General features: G+C 63.6%; 18 protein-coding genes. 4 read left to right on the plus strand and 14 right to left on the minus strand.

Features of this window, described 5'->3' with window-relative positions; genetic code table 11:
- Positions 1-142: 142 nt before the first annotated feature.
- The 4 genes from AC07SZ_RS27780 to AC07SZ_RS27795 all read right to left on the minus strand — a co-directional run bounded on the left by AC07SZ_RS27780 (position 143) and on the right by AC07SZ_RS27795 (position 2,881).
- Positions 143-859 carry a Bax inhibitor-1/YccA family protein gene (locus AC07SZ_RS27780; RefSeq protein WP_056577346.1) on the minus strand — a complete coding sequence of 239 codons (717 nt, stop codon included), beginning with the start codon at positions 857-859 and terminating at the stop codon, positions 143-145.
- 21 nt (positions 860-880) lie between these two features.
- Positions 881-1,654 carry an anti-sigma factor family protein gene (locus AC07SZ_RS27785; RefSeq protein WP_056577349.1) on the minus strand — a complete coding sequence of 258 codons (774 nt, stop codon included), beginning with the start codon at positions 1,652-1,654 and terminating at the stop codon, positions 881-883.
- Positions 1,651-2,202: a sigma-70 family RNA polymerase sigma factor gene (locus AC07SZ_RS27790; RefSeq protein WP_172373897.1), complete on the minus strand. Its 552-nt coding sequence runs from the start codon at positions 2,200-2,202 to the stop codon at positions 1,651-1,653. Before AC07SZ_RS27790 ends, AC07SZ_RS27785 begins: the two co-directional genes overlap by 4 nt.
- Before the next feature lie 85 nt (positions 2,203-2,287).
- On the minus strand, positions 2,288-2,881 hold the full coding sequence (locus tag AC07SZ_RS27795) for a histidine phosphatase family protein (protein ID WP_494916761.1): 594 nt from the start codon (positions 2,879-2,881) through the stop codon (positions 2,288-2,290).
- A 180-nt stretch (positions 2,882-3,061) separates the two neighbouring features.
- Here AC07SZ_RS27795 and AC07SZ_RS27800 point away from each other — a divergent pair, with 180 nt between their 5' ends.
- Positions 3,062-4,246, plus strand: coding sequence for an amino acid aminotransferase (locus AC07SZ_RS27800; protein WP_494916763.1), 1,185 nt, complete (start codon positions 3,062-3,064; stop codon positions 4,244-4,246).
- A gap of 79 nt (positions 4,247-4,325) precedes the next feature.
- The gene (mazG, locus tag AC07SZ_RS27805; RefSeq protein WP_056577361.1) at positions 4,326-5,150 is read left to right on the plus strand and encodes a nucleoside triphosphate pyrophosphohydrolase; all 825 of its coding nucleotides are present in this window, start codon (positions 4,326-4,328) and stop codon (positions 5,148-5,150) included.
- 60 nt (positions 5,151-5,210) lie between these two features.
- Here mazG and hflX read toward each other — a convergent pair whose 3' ends face one another.
- The 8 genes from hflX to dusB all read right to left on the minus strand — a co-directional run bounded on the left by hflX (position 5,211) and on the right by dusB (position 15,349).
- Entirely contained in the window at positions 5,211-6,602 is a 1,392-nt protein-coding gene (gene hflX / locus AC07SZ_RS27810) for a GTPase HflX (protein WP_056577365.1), read from the minus strand.
- Entirely contained in the window at positions 6,603-6,848 is a 246-nt protein-coding gene (gene hfq / locus AC07SZ_RS27815; RefSeq protein ID WP_006202172.1) for an RNA chaperone Hfq, read from the minus strand. It abuts the gene before it with no gap.
- Positions 6,849-6,993: 145 nt separating this feature from the next.
- Complete coding sequence (locus tag AC07SZ_RS27820; protein WP_494916766.1) at positions 6,994-7,857, minus strand: D-amino-acid transaminase; 864 nt, start codon at positions 7,855-7,857, stop codon at positions 6,994-6,996.
- A gap of 101 nt (positions 7,858-7,958) precedes the next feature.
- Complete coding sequence (gene ntrX / locus AC07SZ_RS27825) at positions 7,959-9,320, minus strand: nitrogen assimilation response regulator NtrX (RefSeq protein ID WP_010909346.1); 1,362 nt, start codon at positions 9,318-9,320, stop codon at positions 7,959-7,961.
- Entirely contained in the window at positions 9,310-11,595 is a 2,286-nt protein-coding gene (locus tag AC07SZ_RS27830) for a sensor histidine kinase NtrY-like (protein ID WP_056577371.1), read from the minus strand. Before AC07SZ_RS27830 ends, ntrX begins: the two co-directional genes overlap by 11 nt.
- A gap of 129 nt (positions 11,596-11,724) precedes the next feature.
- On the minus strand, positions 11,725-13,185 hold the full coding sequence (gene ntrC / locus AC07SZ_RS27835; protein WP_172373901.1) for a nitrogen regulation protein NR(I): 1,461 nt from the start codon (positions 13,183-13,185) through the stop codon (positions 11,725-11,727).
- Positions 13,182-14,324, minus strand: a complete 1,143-nt coding sequence (locus AC07SZ_RS27840; protein WP_494916769.1) for a two-component system sensor histidine kinase NtrB — start codon at positions 14,322-14,324, stop codon at positions 13,182-13,184. The genes ntrC and AC07SZ_RS27840 overlap by 4 nt, the downstream gene beginning before the upstream one ends.
- The gene (gene dusB, locus AC07SZ_RS27845; protein ID WP_494916771.1) at positions 14,321-15,349 is read right to left on the minus strand and encodes a tRNA dihydrouridine synthase DusB; all 1,029 of its coding nucleotides are present in this window, start codon (positions 15,347-15,349) and stop codon (positions 14,321-14,323) included. The genes AC07SZ_RS27840 and dusB overlap by 4 nt, the downstream gene beginning before the upstream one ends.
- 243 nt (positions 15,350-15,592) lie before the next feature.
- On the opposite strand from dusB, the gene AC07SZ_RS27850 reads away from it, so the two are divergent.
- On the plus strand, positions 15,593-16,816 hold the full coding sequence (locus AC07SZ_RS27850) for a bifunctional 2-C-methyl-D-erythritol 4-phosphate cytidylyltransferase/2-C-methyl-D-erythritol 2,4-cyclodiphosphate synthase (RefSeq protein WP_494916773.1): 1,224 nt from the start codon (positions 15,593-15,595) through the stop codon (positions 16,814-16,816).
- Complete coding sequence (locus AC07SZ_RS27855) at positions 16,813-17,322, plus strand: CinA family protein (RefSeq protein ID WP_056577384.1); 510 nt, start codon at positions 16,813-16,815, stop codon at positions 17,320-17,322. The genes AC07SZ_RS27850 and AC07SZ_RS27855 overlap by 4 nt, the downstream gene beginning before the upstream one ends.
- Here AC07SZ_RS27855 and AC07SZ_RS27860 read toward each other — a convergent pair.
- Both AC07SZ_RS27860 and lipA read right to left on the minus strand, forming a co-directional pair.
- Complete coding sequence (locus AC07SZ_RS27860) at positions 17,298-17,756, minus strand: type II toxin-antitoxin system RatA family toxin (protein ID WP_056577387.1); 459 nt, start codon at positions 17,754-17,756, stop codon at positions 17,298-17,300. The two genes, AC07SZ_RS27855 and AC07SZ_RS27860, sit on opposite strands and share 25 nt — an antisense overlap.
- A 110-nt stretch (positions 17,757-17,866) precedes the next feature.
- Positions 17,867-18,832, minus strand: coding sequence for a lipoyl synthase (lipA, locus tag AC07SZ_RS27865; RefSeq protein WP_056577389.1), 966 nt, complete (start codon positions 18,830-18,832; stop codon positions 17,867-17,869).
- Between the last annotated feature and the right edge of the window lie 14 nt (positions 18,833-18,846).

Here is an 18,846-nt window from a genome sequence, read left to right on the forward strand (position 1 = left end):
CGGGGACTCAAGGCGGGTCTTGCCGGAGCGGATTGGGCCGGAGCGGATTGGGCCGGAATGAATTGTGGCCGGAGGATCTCTCCTCCGGCCACCTCTCCGCATCAAGGGCGAGAACCCCACCCTTGCCCACAGCGGACAGTCGTTACTCCCGTTCGCCGGTGAAATTCAGCAGCAGCTGGAAGATGTTGATGAAGTTCAGGTAGAGCGAGAAGGCGCCGAAGACGGCGAGCTTCTGGCGCGATTCCGCGTCGAAATTCTCGGCATACTGCTCCTTGATCGTCTGCGTGTCCCAGGCGGTCAGGCCGATGAAGACGGCGATGCCGATCACCGAGATGGCAAACTGCAGCGCGGTCGAGCCAAGGAAGATGTTGACGATGCTGGCGATCACCACGCCGATAAGGCCCATGATCAGGAACGACGAGAACTGCGTCAGGTCGCGCCTGGTCGTGTAGCCATAGAGGCTGGTGGCGCCGAACATGGTGGCGGCGATGAAGAAGGTGCGCGCGATACTGGTTCCAGTGAAGACCAAGAACACGGAGGCGAGCGACAGGCCCATCACCGCGCAGAAGGCCCAGAACATCATCTGGGCGCTGGCCGCCGACATGGTCTGCATCTTGAACGAAAACAGCATGACGAAGGCGAGCGGCGCCAGCATCACCACCCACTTCAGCGGGCTGGAGAAGATCGGCACGTAGAGTGCCGGCGTCGACGACACCAGGAAGGCGACAAGGCCGGTGACCACAAGGCCAAGGCCCATATAATTGTAGACGCGCAGCATGTGCTGGCGCAGGCCCTCGTCAAAGACAGCACCGGTTTGGGCGCCGGTGCCAACGCGATATCCCAGATTGGGCGTGTTCATCTGCAGTCTCCTTTGGATCGGTCAGTAAAGTGTTCTGGCGAGCGTCTCGGCGGCGCGGTCGAGGTCATGAACTCCACTCTTCGCGACCACCGCGTAGGCAACCTCGCCGATCTGAAAATAGGCCGAGGAAATATCGCCCGAGGGCGCGACGGTCGGCTTGACCACGTCGAAGGTTCCCGGCCGGATGGCAAACAGCGACACCAGGCCCATATCCTTGGTGTCGACAGCCATCTCGACGCTCGGGCCGAAGCGCGACGGATAGATCTGCACGTCGCGCACCTTCCAGTCCTTTGGCAGCGACGGCATGACGATCGCCGTGGCGGCGCGGATCTCTCCGGCGTTGTAATTGGGCGCTTCCGGCTGCGAGGGCATGGCTTCGCGCACCAGCGTCGTCCTGTGCGCCCGCACCGCCTCGTCGACATAAGCGGGCGGCTGCGGCGAAGCGACGACCTTGGTCACGGACATCGGGCCAATGATACCGTTCGCCAGCCAGCCGGCGGCAACGAAGGCGGCAACGGCGGCAGCGCGCTGCAACACGCCGAAGATGCGGCCGCGGGCAAGCCCCCTCTCCAGACGCCGCGCCGCGTCAGCGGTCGCCGGCCGCGCCATGCCCTTGGAGCCGGCGAGCGCCACGCGCAGTTCGTCGCGGGTCCGCAGATCCGACATCACGCGTGCGGCAGCCTCCGGACGCGTGGACAGGAAGGCTTCCACCTCGATGCGGCGGGCGACGTCCAGCTGCTCGTCGACATAGGCGTCGAGGTCGGTGTCCGTAACGGGGTCGACAAGAGCGGTCATTGCTCACCTCCCACGATCCTGAGATGATTCTTGCCGCGCCCCGGGGCGGCATCTTCCATCTGGCGCAAGGCGGCGCGCGCCCTGCCGATGCGCGACATCAGTGTGCCCAGCGGCACGCCCGTGGCATTGGCCGCCTGCTGATAGGAAAGCCCTTCGATGGCGACCAGATGCAGCGCCGAACGCTGCTCTTCCGGCAGGTTGAAAAAGGCTTCCCGCACCTGCGCCAGGCGTACCGAATGCTCCTGCGGCGCTGGCGTGGCGGCGTCGGCGAGGTATCCTGCCTGTTCGATGCGCGCCGCTTCCGAGCGGCGCGAGCGCATGCGGTCGACAAAGGCGTTGTGGACGATCGAGAGCAGCCACGCCCGCAGGTTTCCGCCGGAGCGGAAAGTGCCGCGTCGCTCATAGGCGCGCACCAGCGCATCATGCACAAGATCCTCGGCATCCACACTGTCGCGCGTCAGCGACTGCGCGTAGCGCCGCAGTGATCCGAGCTGTCCTATGATGTCAAAGCGTGGCATCGACCGTTTCATGCCCTGTTTACGGAGCATGTGGGGATTTTAATCCCGACCTGGCCATTTTTCTTCGATGGGCTCTTCGGAGGTCCGCATTTGCGCCCCTTCGCCCGCCCGGCTCTCAGGGGCGAAGTGGTTTTGCCGGTTTGGGCATGGTCACGCCGCAGGCGCGCAACACCCATCTGCGGCCGTCGCTGCGAAAATCGGTGATGCTCAGCGGCTCGATGTCGATCTTCCAGCTGGCGGCAAGCGGGGCACCAAGAACATGCAGGATCGCTGTGCGAATGACGCTGGCATGGGTCAGCGCGATCGTATGGCCACGCTCGGCGATTAGCCGGTTCATCAAGTCGGAGGCCCGATGGGCAACGTCGGCCAGCGACTCGCCGCCGTGCGGCGCTGCATTTGGGTCTGCGAGCCAAGCAGCGATATCCTCTGGCTGCTCCGCCTGCACCTCCTCAAATCTCTTGCCGGCCCAGCTTCCATGATCCTGGTCCGCCAAAAGCGGTTCGGCCGATACCTCCAACCCCAGCGCCTCGGCGGTCTGCCGAGCGCGAAGCGCGGGCGCCGTCCACACGCGGTCGGCACGGCGCAAGGTCCCGCGCATGGCCTTCGCCAGCGTCAGCGATCGCGGCTCCAGCGGCTCGTCCGATGGGAACGCCCCCAGGCGTGTCGCGGCCGTGGCGCCGTTGCAGATCATCGTCAGCCTTACGAGCATGAAACCAGTCATCCCTAAGCCGCTTTCGAAGCGGCGCATACGCAGCGATTAGAATAGCGGCTATCGTTTCGATCGAAAGGCCACACTCTTGGGTGCCTCCCTCTGTTTCGCATAACTAAAACCGCTGGTGCATCACGCTCGATTTGCGTATCACTCCGCCGCGCCAACGGAACCATAGTGATGTTTGAAGACCTGCAGCCAGCTCCCGCCGACAAGATCCTGGCCCTGATCGGCCTTTATCGCGCCGACCCACGCCCCAACAAGGTCGACCTCGGCGTTGGCGTCTACAAGGATCGCGACGGCAAGACGTCGGTGATGCGCGCCGTGCGCGAGGCCGAAAAGCGGCTGCTGAACAGCCAGGACACCAAGACCTATCTTGGGTTGGCCGGTGATGTCGGCTTCAACGCGGTGATGGCGAAGCTCGCCTTCGGCCAAGGCGCGGACATGACGCGCATCCGGGCGGCACAGGCGCCTGGTGGCTCCGGCGCCCTGCGCCTGGTGGCGGAGTTGCTGAAGCGGACGCGTTCGGATGCCACCGTCTGGCTGTCGGACCCGACCTGGCCGAACCACATGCCGGTGATGCGTGCCGCCGGCCTGCAGATCCGTGAATACCCCTATTTCGATGCGGCCTCGGGCGCGGTTCGTTTCGACGACATGCTGGCGGCGTTGCGCACGGCCAAGAGCGGCGACGTGGTGCTGCTGCATGGCTGCTGCCACAACCCGACCGGCGCCAACCTCGATGCGTCGCAGTGGGAGGCCGTCACCGCTCTCGTCGTCGAGCGCGGTCTGCTGCCGTTCGTCGACATCGCCTATCAGGGCTTTGGCGACGGCCTCGAGGCCGATGCCCTCGGCTTGCGCCTGCTGGCGGCGAAAGTGCCGGAAATGGTCGTCGCCTCCAGCTGCTCGAAGAATTTCGCCGTCTACCGCGACCGTGTCGGCGCGGCGATGGTCTTGGCCAGGGATGGCGCGCAGGCCGATGTGGCGATGAGCCAGATGCTGTCGGCGGCGCGCGCCATGTATTCGATGCCGCCGGACCATGGTGCGGCGGCCGTGCGTATCGTCCTGGAAGACGCCACCTTGCGTGCCGACTGGGAAGCCGAGCTGGAAGAGATGCGCCTGCGCATGCTTCGGCTTCGCGTGCAGTTCGCCGAGGCATTGCGCCGGCAATCCAACTCCGACCGCTTCGACTTCGTTGCCAGCCATCGCGGCATGTTCTCGCGACTTGGCCTCACGGAGGAGCAGGTCGAGCGGCTGCGCACCGAACATGGCGTCTACATGGTCGGCGACAGCCGCATCAATGTCGCGGGTTTACCCGAGGACGGCATGGATGACCTAGCCAAGGCCATCGTCTCCGTACTCGACTGAAGCGGCTCAGCTGTGGACAAGGCGCTCTCGCCGGCTGACAACATTGGCCGCGCGTCGGGCCGCAGGATAGCATCGCGGCATGACGCCATCGAAAGACATTTCGCGCCTGATCGAGATCATGGCGGCGCTGCGCGCGCCGAAGACAGGCTGTCCATGGGACATCGAGCAGGATTTCTCGACTATCGCCCCCTACACGATCGAGGAAGCCTATGAGGTGGCGGATGCCATCGCCCGTGGTGATCTCGATGACCTGCGCGACGAGCTCGGCGATCTCCTGCTGCAGGTCGTTTATCATGCGCAAATGGCCGAGGAAGCCGGTGAATTCGCCTTCCCGGATGTGGTCCAGGCGATCACGACGAAAATGATCCGTCGCCACCCGCATGTCTTCGGCGACGAGAAGGCCCGCAGCGCCGGCATGGCCAAGGGCATGTGGGAAAAGATCAAGGCACAGGAGAAGGCGGAGAAGCGACAAGCACGCCTCGCGCGCGGCCTCGACCCGGAGGACAATGGCAAGGGGTTCCTGGACAGCGTTCCGGTCGCCCTGCCCGCTTTGACGCGGGCGTTGAAACTCCAGGAGAAAGCTGCCCGTGTCGGCTTCGACTGGAGCGAGGCGGCACCCATCCTAGACAAGATCGAGGAAGAGATCGGCGAGTTGCGCGAGGCGCTGGCCAAGGGCGAGGTGGCCGCGATCCAGGACGAGTTCGGCGACATGCTGTTCGCCGTCGTCAATCTCGGACGGCATCTCAAGCTCGATTCGGAAGCGGCGCTGAGCGGCACGAATGAAAAATTCCGCTCACGCTTCCATTATGTCGAGCAGGCCCTGGAAAAGTCGGGCAATACGCTTGAAAGGGCCACCCTGGCCGAGATGGAAGCGCTCTGGCAGGAAGCGAAGCGCGCGAAGTAGGCCTGTCAACCGGCAACCCCGGACGGAAAGCGCTGCATGCTTTCCTGGAATTTCTCTGGGCTACCCGTTGTTTTTACGACGCAATCGGCTCTCGATCTCTTCGCGCGCGCTTTGGGTGGCCTTGAGCGAGATGGTGGCGCTCCCGTCGTCATTGTCGGTACGCGAAACGACATCGCCATTGCGGTAAAGCCAATCGACAAGACCGAACTGCGCCGGCTCGATCGTCACCGTCAGGTCTTCGAGCTCTCCCGCCATTCGCGTCTCGATGAGCGCCTTCAGCGCGTCGATGCCCTCGCCGGTCACCGCTGACACGGCGATTGGCGGCCCCTTGCCGCCGCCGGCGGCATCGGCGAGCAGCCGGCTCCTGTTGCCTTCGTCCAGCAGATCGACCTTGTTCCAGACCTCGATCACACGCTTGGTATCACTGGCGTCGACGCCGAGGTCGGCCAGGATGCGCTCTACATCCTCTGCCTGTGCGGCCGTGTCGGGATCGGAGATATCGCGCAGATGGATGACGAGATCGGCCTCGACCACCTCTTCCAGCGTCGCGCGAAAAGCCGCGATCAGATGCGTCGGCAGGTCCGAGATGAAACCGACCGTGTCCGACAGGATAATCGGCGTGCCATGCGGCAGGCGAACGCGGCGCAGCGTCGGGTCGAGCGTGGCGAACAGCATGTCCTGCGCCAGTACATCCGCTCCGGTCAGCCTGTTGAACAGTGTCGACTTGCCGGCATTGGTGTAGCCGACGATCGCCACCACCGGGAAAGGCACCTTCTTGCGCTTGGCGCGGTGCAGGTCGCGGGTACGACGAACCGTTTCCAGCTCGTGCTTCAGCTTGATGATCTTTTCCTGCAACTGCCGCCGGTCTGATTCGATCTGGGTTTCGCCGGGGCCGCCGAGGAAGCCGGCACCGCCGCGCTGACGTTCAAGGTGGGTCCAGCTGCGGACAAGGCGGCCTTTCTGGTAGTTGAGATGGGCAAGTTCGACCTGCAGCGTGCCTTCCTTGGTGCGGGCGCGCTCGCCGAAGATCTCGAGGATCAACCCGGTGCGGTCGAGCACCTTGGCATGCAGCTCTTTCTCAAGATTGCGCTGCTGCACCGGGGTCAGGGGATGGTCGACGATGACCAGCTCCGCGTCCTTCTCCTTGACGATCTCGGCGAACTCTTCGACCTTGCCGCTGCCGAGCAAGGTCGCGGGGCGTGGGTCGTTGACGGTCACGACAGCCGTATGGACGGGGTCGAGATTGATGGCCCGGGCAAGGCCGACCGCCTCGTCGTGGCGGGCTTCAGCCGACCGCGTCAACCGAGGACGGTTGGTATCGTCGTCGCCGCGCGGCTGGCGGGTAAGCACAGGTACAATGACGACAGCCCGGGTCGGCCCCTTGGCTTCCGTCCCGGGATGATGCGCTGGTTTTCCGCGAACCGTAGCGTCCGCGTCTTTCTCACGTGCCAATCAGGCGCCCTGGCTTTCCTCGCCATCGAACATCTGAACCGGCTGGCTCGGCATGATCGTGGAAATAGCGTGCTTGTAGACGAGCTGGGAGTGACCGTCGCGGCGCAGCAGCACACAAAAATTGTCGAACGAAGTGACCACGCCGGTCAGCTTCACGCCGTTGATGAGGAAGATGGTGAGCGGGTTCTTGCTCTTGCGAACTGAATTCAGGAACAGGTCCTGAAGGTTTTGCGATCGTTCCGCCATTGTTCTTGTCTTTCGCCGATCCCCTTCGGTTTGCTAGCCAATGCGCCAAATTGTCGGGCACATGTCAAGCGCGCAAACACCGTCTTGTCGTCAGTAACGACAAGCAGAACGAGATATATTGATGTTCATTCCACCTGTGCGGTTATCAGGCTGGACTTTTTTCCGCAACGTCAAAAAAGGCTTGCCGCAACGAAAGTGTTATTGAGCCGGGATGTCCATTGGCGACCGGATCGCCGTCGATCGATACGACCGGCATGGCAATCGTGGTCGCGGAACTGATGAAAGCCTCGCGCGCCGTCTTGGCCTCGGCAACGGAAAAACCGCGCTCCTCGATCTTCAGGCCGAGCTTTGCCGCCACCTCAAGCATGGTCGTGCGGGTGATGCCGCGCAGGATGCCATGATCGGCCGGCCTGGTGACCAGGACGCCGTCCCTGGTCACGATCCAGGCATTCGACGACCCGCCTTCCTTGACGTTGCCGTCGGTGTCGACGAACCATGCCTCCTGGGCCCCCGCTTCCTTGGCCTTCTGCTTGGCCAATACGTTGGGCAGCAGTCCGACGCTCTTGATGTCAACCCGGTCCCAGCGGTTCTCGGGCACGGTGATGACCGCGATACCTGTTTCGGCTCGCTTTGTGCCGGCGGCGGGGTCGGCCTTCTTGGCTGTCACGACCAGGGACGGCTTGGTGTCCGCCGACGGGAAGACAAAGTCACGGCTTGCGACACCGCGCGTCACCTGGACATAGACCAGACCGTTGGCGACATGGTTGCGGTTGACCACTTCGCGCAGGATGAGCGGCAGCACGTTGCGCGCGACCGGCCAGGCGATCGAGAGTTCGGTCAGCGAGCGGTTCAGCCGAGCGAGGTGGCGCGGCATGTCGACGATGAAGCCGCGCGCCACTTCGCAGACCTCATAGACACCGTCGGCGAATTGATAGCCGCGATCCTCGATATGCACGGAAGCATCCGCGTGAGCGACGTAGCGCCCGTTGACATAGGCAATGCGCGGCATTGGCGACCCCTGGAGAACTCTCGGGCTTTCTTATGCGATTCCGCCTTGACCGTAACCGGCAAATGCTTGGCCCAGGCGTGGCTGAACAGACATCGCGCCTGTCAGACGCCCAGCGACTTCAGCTTGCGGTGCAGGGCCGAGCGTTCCATGCCGATGAACTCGGCCGTCTTCGAGATGTTGCCGCCAAAGCGGTTGATCTGGGCGATGAGATAGTCCTTCTCGAACTGTTCACGCGCCTCGCGCAGCGGCAGCGCCATGATGTGCTGGTCGGACTGATTCGGCGTGCGCGGCATGACATCGCCGATCTCGGACGGCAGAAGATCCGCGGTGATCGGCGCATCGACGTCGTCGCCCCGCGCCAGGATCATCAGGCGCTCGACATTGTTGCGCAGCTGGCGCACGTTCCCCGGCCAGTTGTGCGCCTGCAGCACGGCCAGCGCGTCGTCGCCGATGCGACGCGGCTTGATACCGGCCTGGCGGGCGATCTGCTTCATGAAATTGTCGACGAGATAGGGAATATCCTCGCGCCGCTCGGCCAGTCCCGGCACCATCACGGGAACCACCGCCAGGCGATGATAGAGATCCTCGCGGAAACGGCCGTCGGCGATCATGGCTTCCAGGTTCTGCGAGGTCGAGGAGATAATGCGGACGTCGACCTTGACCCGTTTGGTGCCCCCAACCCGCTCGAACTGCTGCTCGACCAGAACGCGCAGGATCTTGTTCTGCGTCTCGCGCGGCATGTCGGCCACTTCATCGATGTAGAGGATGCCGCGATGGGCCTCCTCCAGCGCGCCGACCTTACGCTCGACACCGTTCGATTCGGTGCCGAACAGTTCGATCTCCATGCGCTCCGGCGTTATGTTGGCGGCGCTCAGCGTCACGAACGGCGCGCCCTTGCGCGCCGACAGCGTGTGGATGGCGCGCGCCGCCAGTTCCTTGCCCGAGCCGGACGGACCGATGATCATGACACGGCTGTTGGTCGGCGCGACGCGCTCGATGGTCTGGCGCAGCTGGCTCATCGCCGACGACATGCCGATCAGGTCGAAGGTCTCGCCGCTGCGCTGCTTGAGGTCGGAGACCTCGCGCCGCAGTTTCGAGGTTTCCAGCGCCCGCTCGGCAATGAGGATCAGCCTGTCGGCCTTGAAAGGCTTCTCGATGAAATCGTAGGCGCCGCGACGGATGGCGGAGACCGCCGTTTCGATGTTTCCGTGGCCGGAGATCATCACCACCGGCAAGGTGGGGTGCATGGTCTTGATCTCGTCCAGCAGCGCCAACCCGTCCAGACGCGAGCCCTGCAGCCAGATGTCGAGGAAAATCAACCTCGGCGCACGATCGGCTATGGCAGCCAGCGCGCTGTCGGCGTCGAACGCCGTGCGGGTTTCGTGACCTTCGTCGCTCAGGATGCCTGCGACGAGCTCGCGGATGTCTTCCTCGTCATCGACGATGAGAATATCAGACGCCATTACCGACCTTTTCAGTTTCTCTTTCGTGTTCCGTTTTGGCCTCACCGCGCGGCGGCGTGGCGGCCGCGGGCGGCAGAATGATGCTGATCATCGCGCCGCGCCCGCCATGGAAGTCCGCAGGTGCATCATGAAGTTCCAGCCTGCCGCCATGGTCCTCCACGATCTTCTTGACGATAGCGAGACCAAGCCCGGTGCCCTTCTCTCGTGTGGTCATATAGGGCTCGAGCAGCCGTTGGCGATTCTCCCGCGGCAGGCCTTTGCCATTGTCGATGACGTCGATTCGAATCGCGCCATTCTGACGTCCGGCTTGAATCCGGATTATGCCGTGCGAACCATCCTTCTGTTCCAGTCCATCGATCGCTTCGGCGGCGTTCTTGATCACATTGCCGAAAGCCTGCGCCAGAAGGCGGCTGTCGAACGTACCCTTGAGCGGTTCGTTGCCAAATATCCGCTCGAAGGTGATGTCGGCGCGGCTGACTTCGACCAGGAACGAAGCCTCGCGCAGCGATTCGCGCAGATCGATGGCCTTCATCTCCGGCTTGGGCATGCGCGCGAAGGCGGAGAATTCGTCGACCATGCGGCCAATATCCTCGACCTGCCGTATGATGGTGTCGGTGCATTGGTCGAAAACCTCGCGGTCCTCGGTGATGACCTTGCCGTAACGGCGCTTGATGCGTTCGGCCGAAAGCTGGATCGGCGTCAGCGGGTTCTTGATCTCGTGGGCGATGCGGCGCGCCACGTCGGCCCAGGCGGAAGAACGCTGTGCCTGGACCAGATCGGTAATATCGTCGACCGTCACGACGTAGGATTTCTCCTCCGAGCCGTCGTCACCGGCCTCGATGGTGATCTGCACGTTGAAGGTGCGCTCGGTGCCGGCGCGGAAGAACGTCACCTGCTCGCGGTAGACAGGCTTGCCCGACTGGCGGCCGATCTCGAAGACGCGGCCGACATGCGGCAGGATGGCGGAAAGGTTCTGCCCGAGCGCGGCATTGGCGGAAATGGCCAGCATCGATTCGGCCGAACGGTTGACGATGGTGATGATGCCATAGGGATCGACGCCGATGACGCCGGCGGTGACACCGGCAAGCACGGCTTCGGAAAAGCGCCGCCGCTCGTCGATCAGGTCCTTTGCCGACAGGATCTCGTTGCGTTGCGATTTGAGCTCGAGCAGCATCTTGTTGAAGGTGTCGCCGAGCGAGGCGACATCGCCATCGGAAGGCCTGACGGGGACAGCGACGTCGAGATTGCCTGTGGCTACCTCGTCGGCGGCACCGATGAGCTGGCGAATCGGCCGCACAAGACGGTCGGCGACGGCAATGCCGGTCCAGATCGCCGACAGGATGATGATCAGGGTCAGCGACAGATAGGGCAACGCGAAGGCCACTTGCGAGGTGCGCCTGTTGTCTTCGAGATTGCGGTACTCGTCCGTGTTGGACCTGACGATCTGCCGCGCCTTGATCACCTCGGGATCGACCAATCGGATGGTGTAGAGATAGAGGCCCTCGATCTCACGCAGCTTGACGATGGCGCCCATGATGTTGCGGGTGCGCGGTTCTATCAGCACCGGTCTGCCGTCGGTGGCGCTGCTGACTGAGCCTTCAGGCGGTTCCGGCATGGCGAAATCGGCATCGGTCTGGGCGCTCATGACGAATGAGCCGTCGGGCTTGATCAGCGCCGCGTGGGCCAGCGACCGGCCTACCGCCTCCTTGTTGAGGAGGTCGAGAAAGCCTGTCCGGTCAAGGCCGTAGAGCGTGCGCGACGCATCGAGATCATAGGCCATCGACAGCGTGGTGCCTTGCAGATTGCGGGCGTTTTCCTGGACATAGGCATCGGCGATCGACAGCGAGGAATTGACGATCGTCTTTGTGCGAATCTCGAACCAGCGGTCGAGGCCGATATCGAGCGTGATCGAGGCGATGATCGCCACCATGATGGCGGGAATGGCGGCAACCAGCGCGAACATCGCAACGATGCGCACATGCAGCCGCGAGGCCGCCTTGCCGTGCCGGCGCGCCATCACGATGCGATGCACCTCGCGTCCGACCAGGGCACTGAGGAAGAGCACGAAAGCGGCGTTGAGCGCGATCAGCGCCCAGGTCGTCCTGGCGTCAGGCGCGATCGGCGTCGCGCCGACCAGGATGGTGAAGGAGATGGCCGCCATGACCAGCGCGCCGACAACCGCCACCACGCCGGGCAGCGCCAGCAAGCGGCGCCTATCGCGCGCGCCGGGTTCGCTGAAGAGCGGTTGGTTGAGTACAGGTGCCTGCGGAGCCATGTCGCCGTCTTGGAGCCAATGATTGCGTCCGATCTATGCAACGCATTGTGGCGATTATGCAACAAGTGTGACAATGGCGGAAATCTTTCGCCTCGCGGTCCCCTGAAAAGAGCGGGATCGGATCAGCGCTCAGGCTGGCCGCGACGATTTATAGACATTGACGCCGAGTTCGCGAATCTTCTTGCGCAGCGTGTTACGGTTCAGGCCCAGCAGCTCCGCCGCCTTGATCTGGTTGCCGCGAGTCGCCGTCATCGAGGCCAGGACCAGCGGATATTCGACTTCGGACAGGATGCGCTGATAGAGCCCGGCAGGCGGCAATTCGCCGGCAAACGAGGCGAAATAGCGCTGCAGGAAATGCTCAACCGCCTGGCCGATGGAGAGGTCGTCGGGGATGAGGTTTCCACCGCCGGGGACCACGGGCCGTTCCCCGGTCTTGAGCTCCGCCTCGATGATCTCGGCGGAAATCTCGTCCTGCGAATAGAGGGCGGCCAGCCGGCGAACGAGGTTTTCCAGTTCGCGCACGTTGCCTGGCCATGGGTAACGCTTCATCAGTTCAATGCCGCCGGAGGAGATGCGCTTGGTCTGCAGCCCCTCCATCTCGCCAAGCTTGAAGAAGTGGCGCACGAGGTCTGGCACGTCCTCCGACCGCTCGCGCAATGCCGGCAGTCTCAGCGGCACGACGTTGAGGCGGTAGAACAGATCCTCGCGGAACAGTCCCTGGTTGATCAGGGTGCGCAGATCCTTGTTGGTGGCCGCGACAATGCGCACGTCGGTCTTGATCGGCGTACGGCCGCCGACCGTTGTGTATTCGCCCTGCTGGAGGACGCGCAGCAGGCGCGTCTGCGCCTCCATCGGCATGTCGCCGATCTCGTCGAGGAACAGCGTGCCGCCCTCGGCTTGCTCGAAACGGCCGGTGGAGCGGTTCTGGGCGCCGGTGAAAGCGCCCTTCTCGTGCCCGAACAGCTCCGATTCGATCAGGTCGCGCGGGATCGCCGCCATGTTGATGGCAACGAACGGGCCGCCGCGACGGCGGCCATACTCATGCAGCGCACGCGCCACCAGTTCCTTGCCGGTGCCGGACTCACCCGAGATCATCACCGTCAGGTCGGTCTGCATCATGCGCGCCAGCATGCGGTAGATGTCCTGCATGGCCGCCGAACGGCCGACCAGCGGCATCGTTTCAGGCTGCTCATCCGGCCGCGCATCGATCTTCGGCCGTCTTGGCTCCGACAGCGCCCGGTTGACGATGTTGAGGAGCTCGGTCAGGTCGAACGGCTTTGGCAGATATTCGTAGGCGCCGGTTTCGGATGCGCGAATCGCCGTCATGAACGTGTTCTGGGCGCTCATGACGATGACGGGCAGCTCCGGCCGCGCCTTCTTGATGCGCGGCAGCATGTCGAACGCGTTTTCGTCCGGCATCACCACGTCGGTGATGACGAGGTCGCCCTCACCCGCCGCCACCCAGCGCCACAAGGTCGAGGCGTTGGAGGTCACGCGCACCTCATGGCCGACGCGAGAGAGGGCCTGATTGAGCACGGTGCGGATCGCCGCATCGTCATCGGCGACGAGAATATTGCCGCGGGCGGTCATTTGCGGTCTCCTTCGCCGTCTTCATCGGCACCGAATGGCGTTTCCTTCCAGGCCGGCATCAGGATGCGGAAGGTGGTTCCGCGCGGGGTCGAGTCGCATTCGATGATGCCGCCATGCTCGCCGACGATCTTGGCGACGAGCGCCAGCCCCAGCCCCGAGCCGTTCGGCTTGGTGGTGATGAAGGGATCGAACAGGATCGGCAGGATGTCCTCCGATACGCCGGAGCCATTGTCGCGCACGCAGAATTCCAGCGGCAGCGATACGCGGTCCTGCGTGCCCGGAACCGAAACGCGGATGCCCGGCCGGAAGGCGGTGGACAGCACGATCTCCCCATGCGGGTCGCTGCCGATCGCCTCAGCGGCGTTCTTGACCAGGTTCAGGAACACCTGGATCAGCTGGTCGCGGTTGGCGAATACCGGAGGCAATGATGGATCATAGTCCTCCAATATCCTGATTTTCTTTGCAAAACCGTTCTTGGCGATCGCCTTGACGTGGTCGAGCACGACATGGATGTTGACGGGGTAACGGTCGATCGGCCGCTCGTCGGAAAACACCTCCATGCGATCGACCAGCGACACGATACGGTCCGTCTCGTCGGTGATCAGCCGGGTCAGCGCGCGATCTTCATCGGAGGCGGACAGTTCGAGTAACTGGGCGGCACCGCGGATGCCGGAGAGCGGGTTTTTGATCTCATGGGCAAGCATCGCCGCCAGGCCGGTCACCGAGCGCGCCGCACCACGATGCGTCATCTGCCGGTCGATCTTGTCGGCCATCGAGCGTTCCTGGAACATGACCACGACGGAGCCCGGGAATTCCGGCACCGGCGCGACATAGAGATCGACGACCTTCTCGATGCCGAGGCGTGGCGACGACACATCGACGCGATACTCGTTGACCGGAGCCCGGCGCTCGCGCACCTGATCGACAAGGGTCAGCAGCGGACTGCCGAAGGGGATCAGCTTGGACAGCGTGTTGCGCGACAGCATGGTCGCGCTGGAGCGAAAGAAGTCCTCGGCATCGGCGTTGGCGAAGGTGATAAACCCCTCCTCGCTGATCATGATCACCGGACGCCGGATGGTGTTGAGAACGATCTGGGCGGCATCCGCCATTTCAGCGACCTGGCCTGCGGTGGCGTTCATGCGGCGCTCCTCAGGATCAAGGGTTGCGGATCGCGCGAGAAGACATTTCGCAGCAAGGCAATGACGCGGGCCGGCTCGAACGTGGTCAGGATGGCTTTCCGGTCGTCGTCGGCAACGCCAACGGCATGGCGATCGAGATACCAGCCCAGATGCTTGCGCGCCTGCCGCAAGCCGCTCTCGACACCATAAAGCGTCAGCATGTCCTCGTAGTGGGCGACGATATAGTCGGCCAATGCCGCGGGGTCCTGCGGTACGTTGACCGCCGTTTCACCTGCCGCCGCGGCTGCGATGCCACCGGCGGTCCAGGGCGCGCCGTAATGCGCGCGGCCGACCATCACAGCATCGGCGCCGGATTGCTCGAGAATGGTGGCCGCTTCGGCCGGGGAGCAGACGTCACCGTTGGCAACCACGGGAATCGACACCGCTTCCTTGACGCGGGCGATGGCACGCCAGTCGGCCTTGCCCTGATAGAACTGGCAGCGCGTGCGACCGTGCACCGTCACCATGCTGACGCCCGCCTCCTCGGCACGGCGCGCAAGGACGGGCGCATTGAGCGCACCTTCGTCCCAGCCCAGCCGCATCTTGACGGTCACCGGCACCTTGACCGCGCCGACCACGGCCTCGATCAGCGACAGCGCATGATCAAGGTCGAGCATCAATGCCGAACCGGCATAGCCGCCGGTAACCTTCTTGGCCGGGCAGCCCATGTTGATGTCGATGATGTCGGCGCCCTCGCCGGCGGCGATCCGCGCGCCTTCGGCCATATGGACCGCCTCGCGGCCCGCAAGCTGCACCATATGGACGGGCAGGCCGGAATGTCGTATGCGCAGGTCGAAGCCGGCCCTGCCCTTGGCAAGTTCGCCACTTGCCACCATTTCGGACACGACAAGGCCGGCGCCATGGCCATGGGCGCGCTGCCGGAAAGGCTCGTCTGTAATGCCCGACATCGGCGCGAGGAACACGCGATTGCGGATTTCCACGCCGCCGACGTCGAGAGGCGCGGCCAATTTGGTCAGGTTAACCATGCACAAAAACCAAGCACATCCATTCGTTGCACATTCTCTAGCCAGAACCGCCGCAATGTGCAACGCGGAATGACGCCACATTAAGGCGCAATTGGGAAAATGCCGGCCTTCGGTTTTGTCGCTACCCCAGGCGCCCTGCGTCCTTGAGGATGCGTCGGGGGACACTTTGGAATTCATATTTGACGCACGATCTTTTCGGAAAACCAATTACACTTTTGGGGATCGTGCGCTAAGCCAATCGCCATGACTGACGGAAGTGAGAACTCGGGCGCGACAGGTGGGGTTGCGGTGGTGATCGTCGCCGCCGGCCGCGGCGCTCGTGCCGGGCAGGCCAACGGACCCAAGCAGTACCAGAACATCGGCGACCGCGCCGTCATTGCGCATACGCTGGAGATGTTTCTTGCCCATCCACGAACCGGTCAGATCGTCGTCGCCATCCACGCCGACGATCACGAACTGTTCCGGCAAGCGGCGGGCGCCCAGGCCCAGCGTGTCATCGCCGTCATTGGCGGGCCGACCAGGCAGGAGTCCGTTCGGCTCGGGCTGCTGGCGCTGAAGGGCCACGCGCCGGACCATGTCCTGATTCACGATGCGGTCCGCCCTTTCGTCGACGCGGACTTGATCGACCGCACCATCGCCGCCATCGGCGAATACGAGGGGGCGTTGCCTGCCCTGCCCGTCGCCGACACGCTGAAGCGCGAGTCGACATCCGGCGTCGTCGCGGAAACCGTTTCCCGCAGCGGGCTGCACGCGGCGCAAACACCGCAAGGTTTTCCCTACGGGCCGATCCTTGCCGCGCACGACAAGGCCCATCAGCTGGGCAAGCTCGATTTCACCGATGACGCGGCCATCGCCGAATGGGCGCATATTCCGGTCAAGCTCGTTCCGGGCTCGCCGGACAATGTCAAACTCACCTGGGCACGGGACATCGCCATGGCGCACCAGCGACTTTCCAGCGAACGAACGCACTTCCCCGACATCCGCACCGGCAACGGCTATGATGTCCATGCCTTCGAGCCTGGCGATCACGTGACCCTGTGCGGCGTCGCCATTCCGCACGACAAGAAATTGTCCGGCCATTCCGACGCCGATGTCGGCCTGCACGCCTTGACCGATGCGCTGCTGGCGACCTGCGGCGCCGGCGACATCGGCACGCATTTTCCGCCGTCCGATCCTCAGTGGAAGGGTGCCGCGTCCCGGATATTCGTCGAACATGCGGCGAAAGTGGTGCGCGAGCGCGGCGGACGCATCGCCAATGCCGATATCACGCTGATCTGCGAAGCGCCGCGCGTTGGCCCGCACCGCGAGACGATGACATCGGCCCTTTCGCGGATGCTGGGGATTTCCGCCGACCGCATCTCGATCAAGGCGACGACCAACGAAAAACTCGGCTTCGTCGGCCGCGAGGAAGGCATTGCGGCGATTGCCACCGCCAGCGTGGTCTTTCCCGGCGAGGTGCCGGAATGAACAACGGTGAGCTGGCAATTGCCCTGTTCGAGGCCTGCCGCGAGCGCGGCATCATGGTGGCGACGGCGGAAAGCTGCACCGGCGGCATGATCATTGCCGCGCTGACCGACATTGCAGGCTCCTCCGCCGTGGTCGATCGCGGCTTCATCACCTATTCCAACGAAGCCAAGATGGACATGCTTGGCGTTTCCGCCGCCACGCTCGACGCGCATGGCGCGGTTTCCCGCGAGACAGCGATCGAGATGGCGGCCGGTGCGCTTTCCCGCTCGCGCGCAGGGTTGACCCTGGCGGTTACCGGGATCGCCGGGCCCGGCGGCGGTTCGGCGGAAAAACCCGTCGGCCTGGTCTGGTTTAGCGTCGGCCTTGCTGGCCAAACGGTGACCGCCGAACGCCAGCTGTTCGCCGACAAGGGCCGTGCTTTCATCCGCCGCGAAACGGTCAGGCACGCCTTGGAGTTGGGTCTGCGAGCGCTTGGCCAGCATCAGGCCGACGGCGCAACCCCATAGACGGCGTCGGCGCGCTTTTCGAAAGCCTCGGCGAACATGCGAAAGGCGCGGTCGAACATGGTGCCCATCACCGCGCCCAGGATGCGGCTCTTGAACTCATAGTCGATGAAGAAGCGGACGGCACAGCCGGCTCCATCGGGCTCGAAGCGCCAGACATTGCTCAGATATTTGAACGGGCCGTCGATGTACTTCACGTCGATGGCGTTCTCGTCGGGCTTCAGCAGCACCTGCGTCGTGAAGGTTTCGCGGATGGCCTTGTAGCCGATGCTCATGTCGGCGACGAGAACGGTACGCCCATCACGCTCCTTGCGCGAGCGCACCGTCAGCGCTTCGCAAAGCGGCAGGAATTGCGGATAGGCCTCGACATCGGCAACCAGCGCGAACATCTGCTGCGGCGTATGGGTAACGCGGCGGGTGGCTTCGAATTTCGGCATGAACGGCTCTAGAGCGGGTCGCGTCGAAACGGATTCATGCGACACGCTTCAGAATCTTCGTTTTTATGCATGTCGTTCTCCCAAACCGAGGTCACTTTGGGCGACATGCATCAGAGCGATTTCTGGAGCTGCGCTTCCCGCGCCGCGCGCAGCCGGGCGAAATCGTCGCCGGCGTGGTGCGATGAACGCGTCAGCGGGCTCGATGCCACCAGCAGAAAACCCTTGGTCCGGCCGATCGTCTCAAAGGATTTGAATTCCTCCGGGGTGACGAAGCGGATTACCGGGTGGTGCTTTTTCGACGGCTGCAGATATTGGCCGATGGTCATGAAGTCGACATTGGCCGAACGCAGATCGTCCATCAGCTGCAGGATTTCATTCCGCTCCTCGCCCAGCCCGACCATGATGCCGGACTTGGTGAAGATCGACGGATCGAGTTCCTTGACCCGCTGCAACAGCCTGATCGAGTGGAAATAGCGCGCGCCCGGCCGGACCTTCAGATAGTTGGACGGCACGGTTTCAAGATTGTGGTTGAAAACGTCGGGCCTGGCCGCCACGACGATCTCGAGCGCACCGTCCTTGCGCAGGAAATCGGGCGTCAGGATTTCGATCGTGGTCGACGGCGTCGCCGCGCGGATGGCCCGGATAACGTCGGCGAAGTGCTGCGCGCCGCCATCGGCGAGATCGTCACGGTCGACCGAGGTGATGACGACGTGGCTGAGCCCCATCTGCTTGACGGCATGCGCGACGCGGGCAGGCTCATCCGGGTCGAGCGCGGTTGGAATGCCGGTGGCGACATTGCAGAAGGCACAGGCGCGGGTGCAGATCTCGCCCATGATCATGAAGGTGGCGTGCTTCTTTTCCCAGCATTCGCCAATGTTGGGGCACCCAGCCTCTTCGCAGACCGTCACCAGCTTGTGGGATTTGACGATCTCGCGCGTCTCGGCATAGCCCTTCGAGACCGGCGCCTTGACGCGGATCCAATCCGGCTTGCGCAAAACTTCCTGGTCGGGCTTGTGCGCCTTCTCGGGGTGCCGCAACCGCGGCGCGTTGGCGATCGTGTCGAGGACAGTGACCATCTGAACCCTGGCTT

This window comes from Mesorhizobium sp. GW821-FHT07A06 (genome assembly GCF_059419085.1).

Excerpts from the sequence above, each read along its gene's own strand:
- AC07SZ_RS27780 (WP_056577346.1), bottom strand. The coding sequence starts at position 859 with ATGAACACGCCCAATCTGGGATATCGCGTTGGCACCGGCGCCCAAACC.
- AC07SZ_RS27785 (WP_056577349.1), bottom strand. The coding sequence starts at position 1,654 with ATGACCGCTCTTGTCGACCCCGTTACGGACACCGACCTCGACGCCTAT.
- AC07SZ_RS27790 (WP_172373897.1), bottom strand. The coding sequence starts at position 2,202 with ATGCTCCGTAAACAGGGCATGAAACGGTCGATGCCACGCTTTGACATC.
- AC07SZ_RS27795 (WP_494916761.1), bottom strand. The coding sequence starts at position 2,881 with ATGCTCGTAAGGCTGACGATGATCTGCAACGGCGCCACGGCCGCGACA.
- AC07SZ_RS27800 (WP_494916763.1), top strand. The coding sequence starts at position 3,062 with ATGTTTGAAGACCTGCAGCCAGCTCCCGCCGACAAGATCCTGGCCCTG.
- mazG (WP_056577361.1), top strand. The coding sequence starts at position 4,326 with ATGACGCCATCGAAAGACATTTCGCGCCTGATCGAGATCATGGCGGCG.
- hfq (WP_006202172.1), bottom strand. The coding sequence starts at position 6,848 with ATGGCGGAACGATCGCAAAACCTTCAGGACCTGTTCCTGAATTCAGTT.
- AC07SZ_RS27820 (WP_494916766.1), bottom strand. The coding sequence starts at position 7,857 with ATGCCGCGCATTGCCTATGTCAACGGGCGCTACGTCGCTCACGCGGAT.
- ntrX (WP_010909346.1), bottom strand. The coding sequence starts at position 9,320 with ATGGCGTCTGATATTCTCATCGTCGATGACGAGGAAGACATCCGCGAG.
- AC07SZ_RS27830 (WP_056577371.1), bottom strand. The coding sequence starts at position 11,595 with ATGGCTCCGCAGGCACCTGTACTCAACCAACCGCTCTTCAGCGAACCC.
- ntrC (WP_172373901.1), bottom strand. The coding sequence starts at position 13,185 with ATGACCGCCCGCGGCAATATTCTCGTCGCCGATGACGATGCGGCGATC.
- AC07SZ_RS27840 (WP_494916769.1), bottom strand. The coding sequence starts at position 14,324 with ATGAACGCCACCGCAGGCCAGGTCGCTGAAATGGCGGATGCCGCCCAG.
- dusB (WP_494916771.1), bottom strand. The coding sequence starts at position 15,349 with ATGGTTAACCTGACCAAATTGGCCGCGCCTCTCGACGTCGGCGGCGTG.
- AC07SZ_RS27850 (WP_494916773.1), top strand. The coding sequence starts at position 15,593 with ATGACTGACGGAAGTGAGAACTCGGGCGCGACAGGTGGGGTTGCGGTG.
- AC07SZ_RS27855 (WP_056577384.1), top strand. The coding sequence starts at position 16,813 with ATGAACAACGGTGAGCTGGCAATTGCCCTGTTCGAGGCCTGCCGCGAG.
- AC07SZ_RS27860 (WP_056577387.1), bottom strand. The coding sequence starts at position 17,756 with ATGCCGAAATTCGAAGCCACCCGCCGCGTTACCCATACGCCGCAGCAG.
- lipA (WP_056577389.1), bottom strand. The coding sequence starts at position 18,832 with ATGGTCACTGTCCTCGACACGATCGCCAACGCGCCGCGGTTGCGGCAC.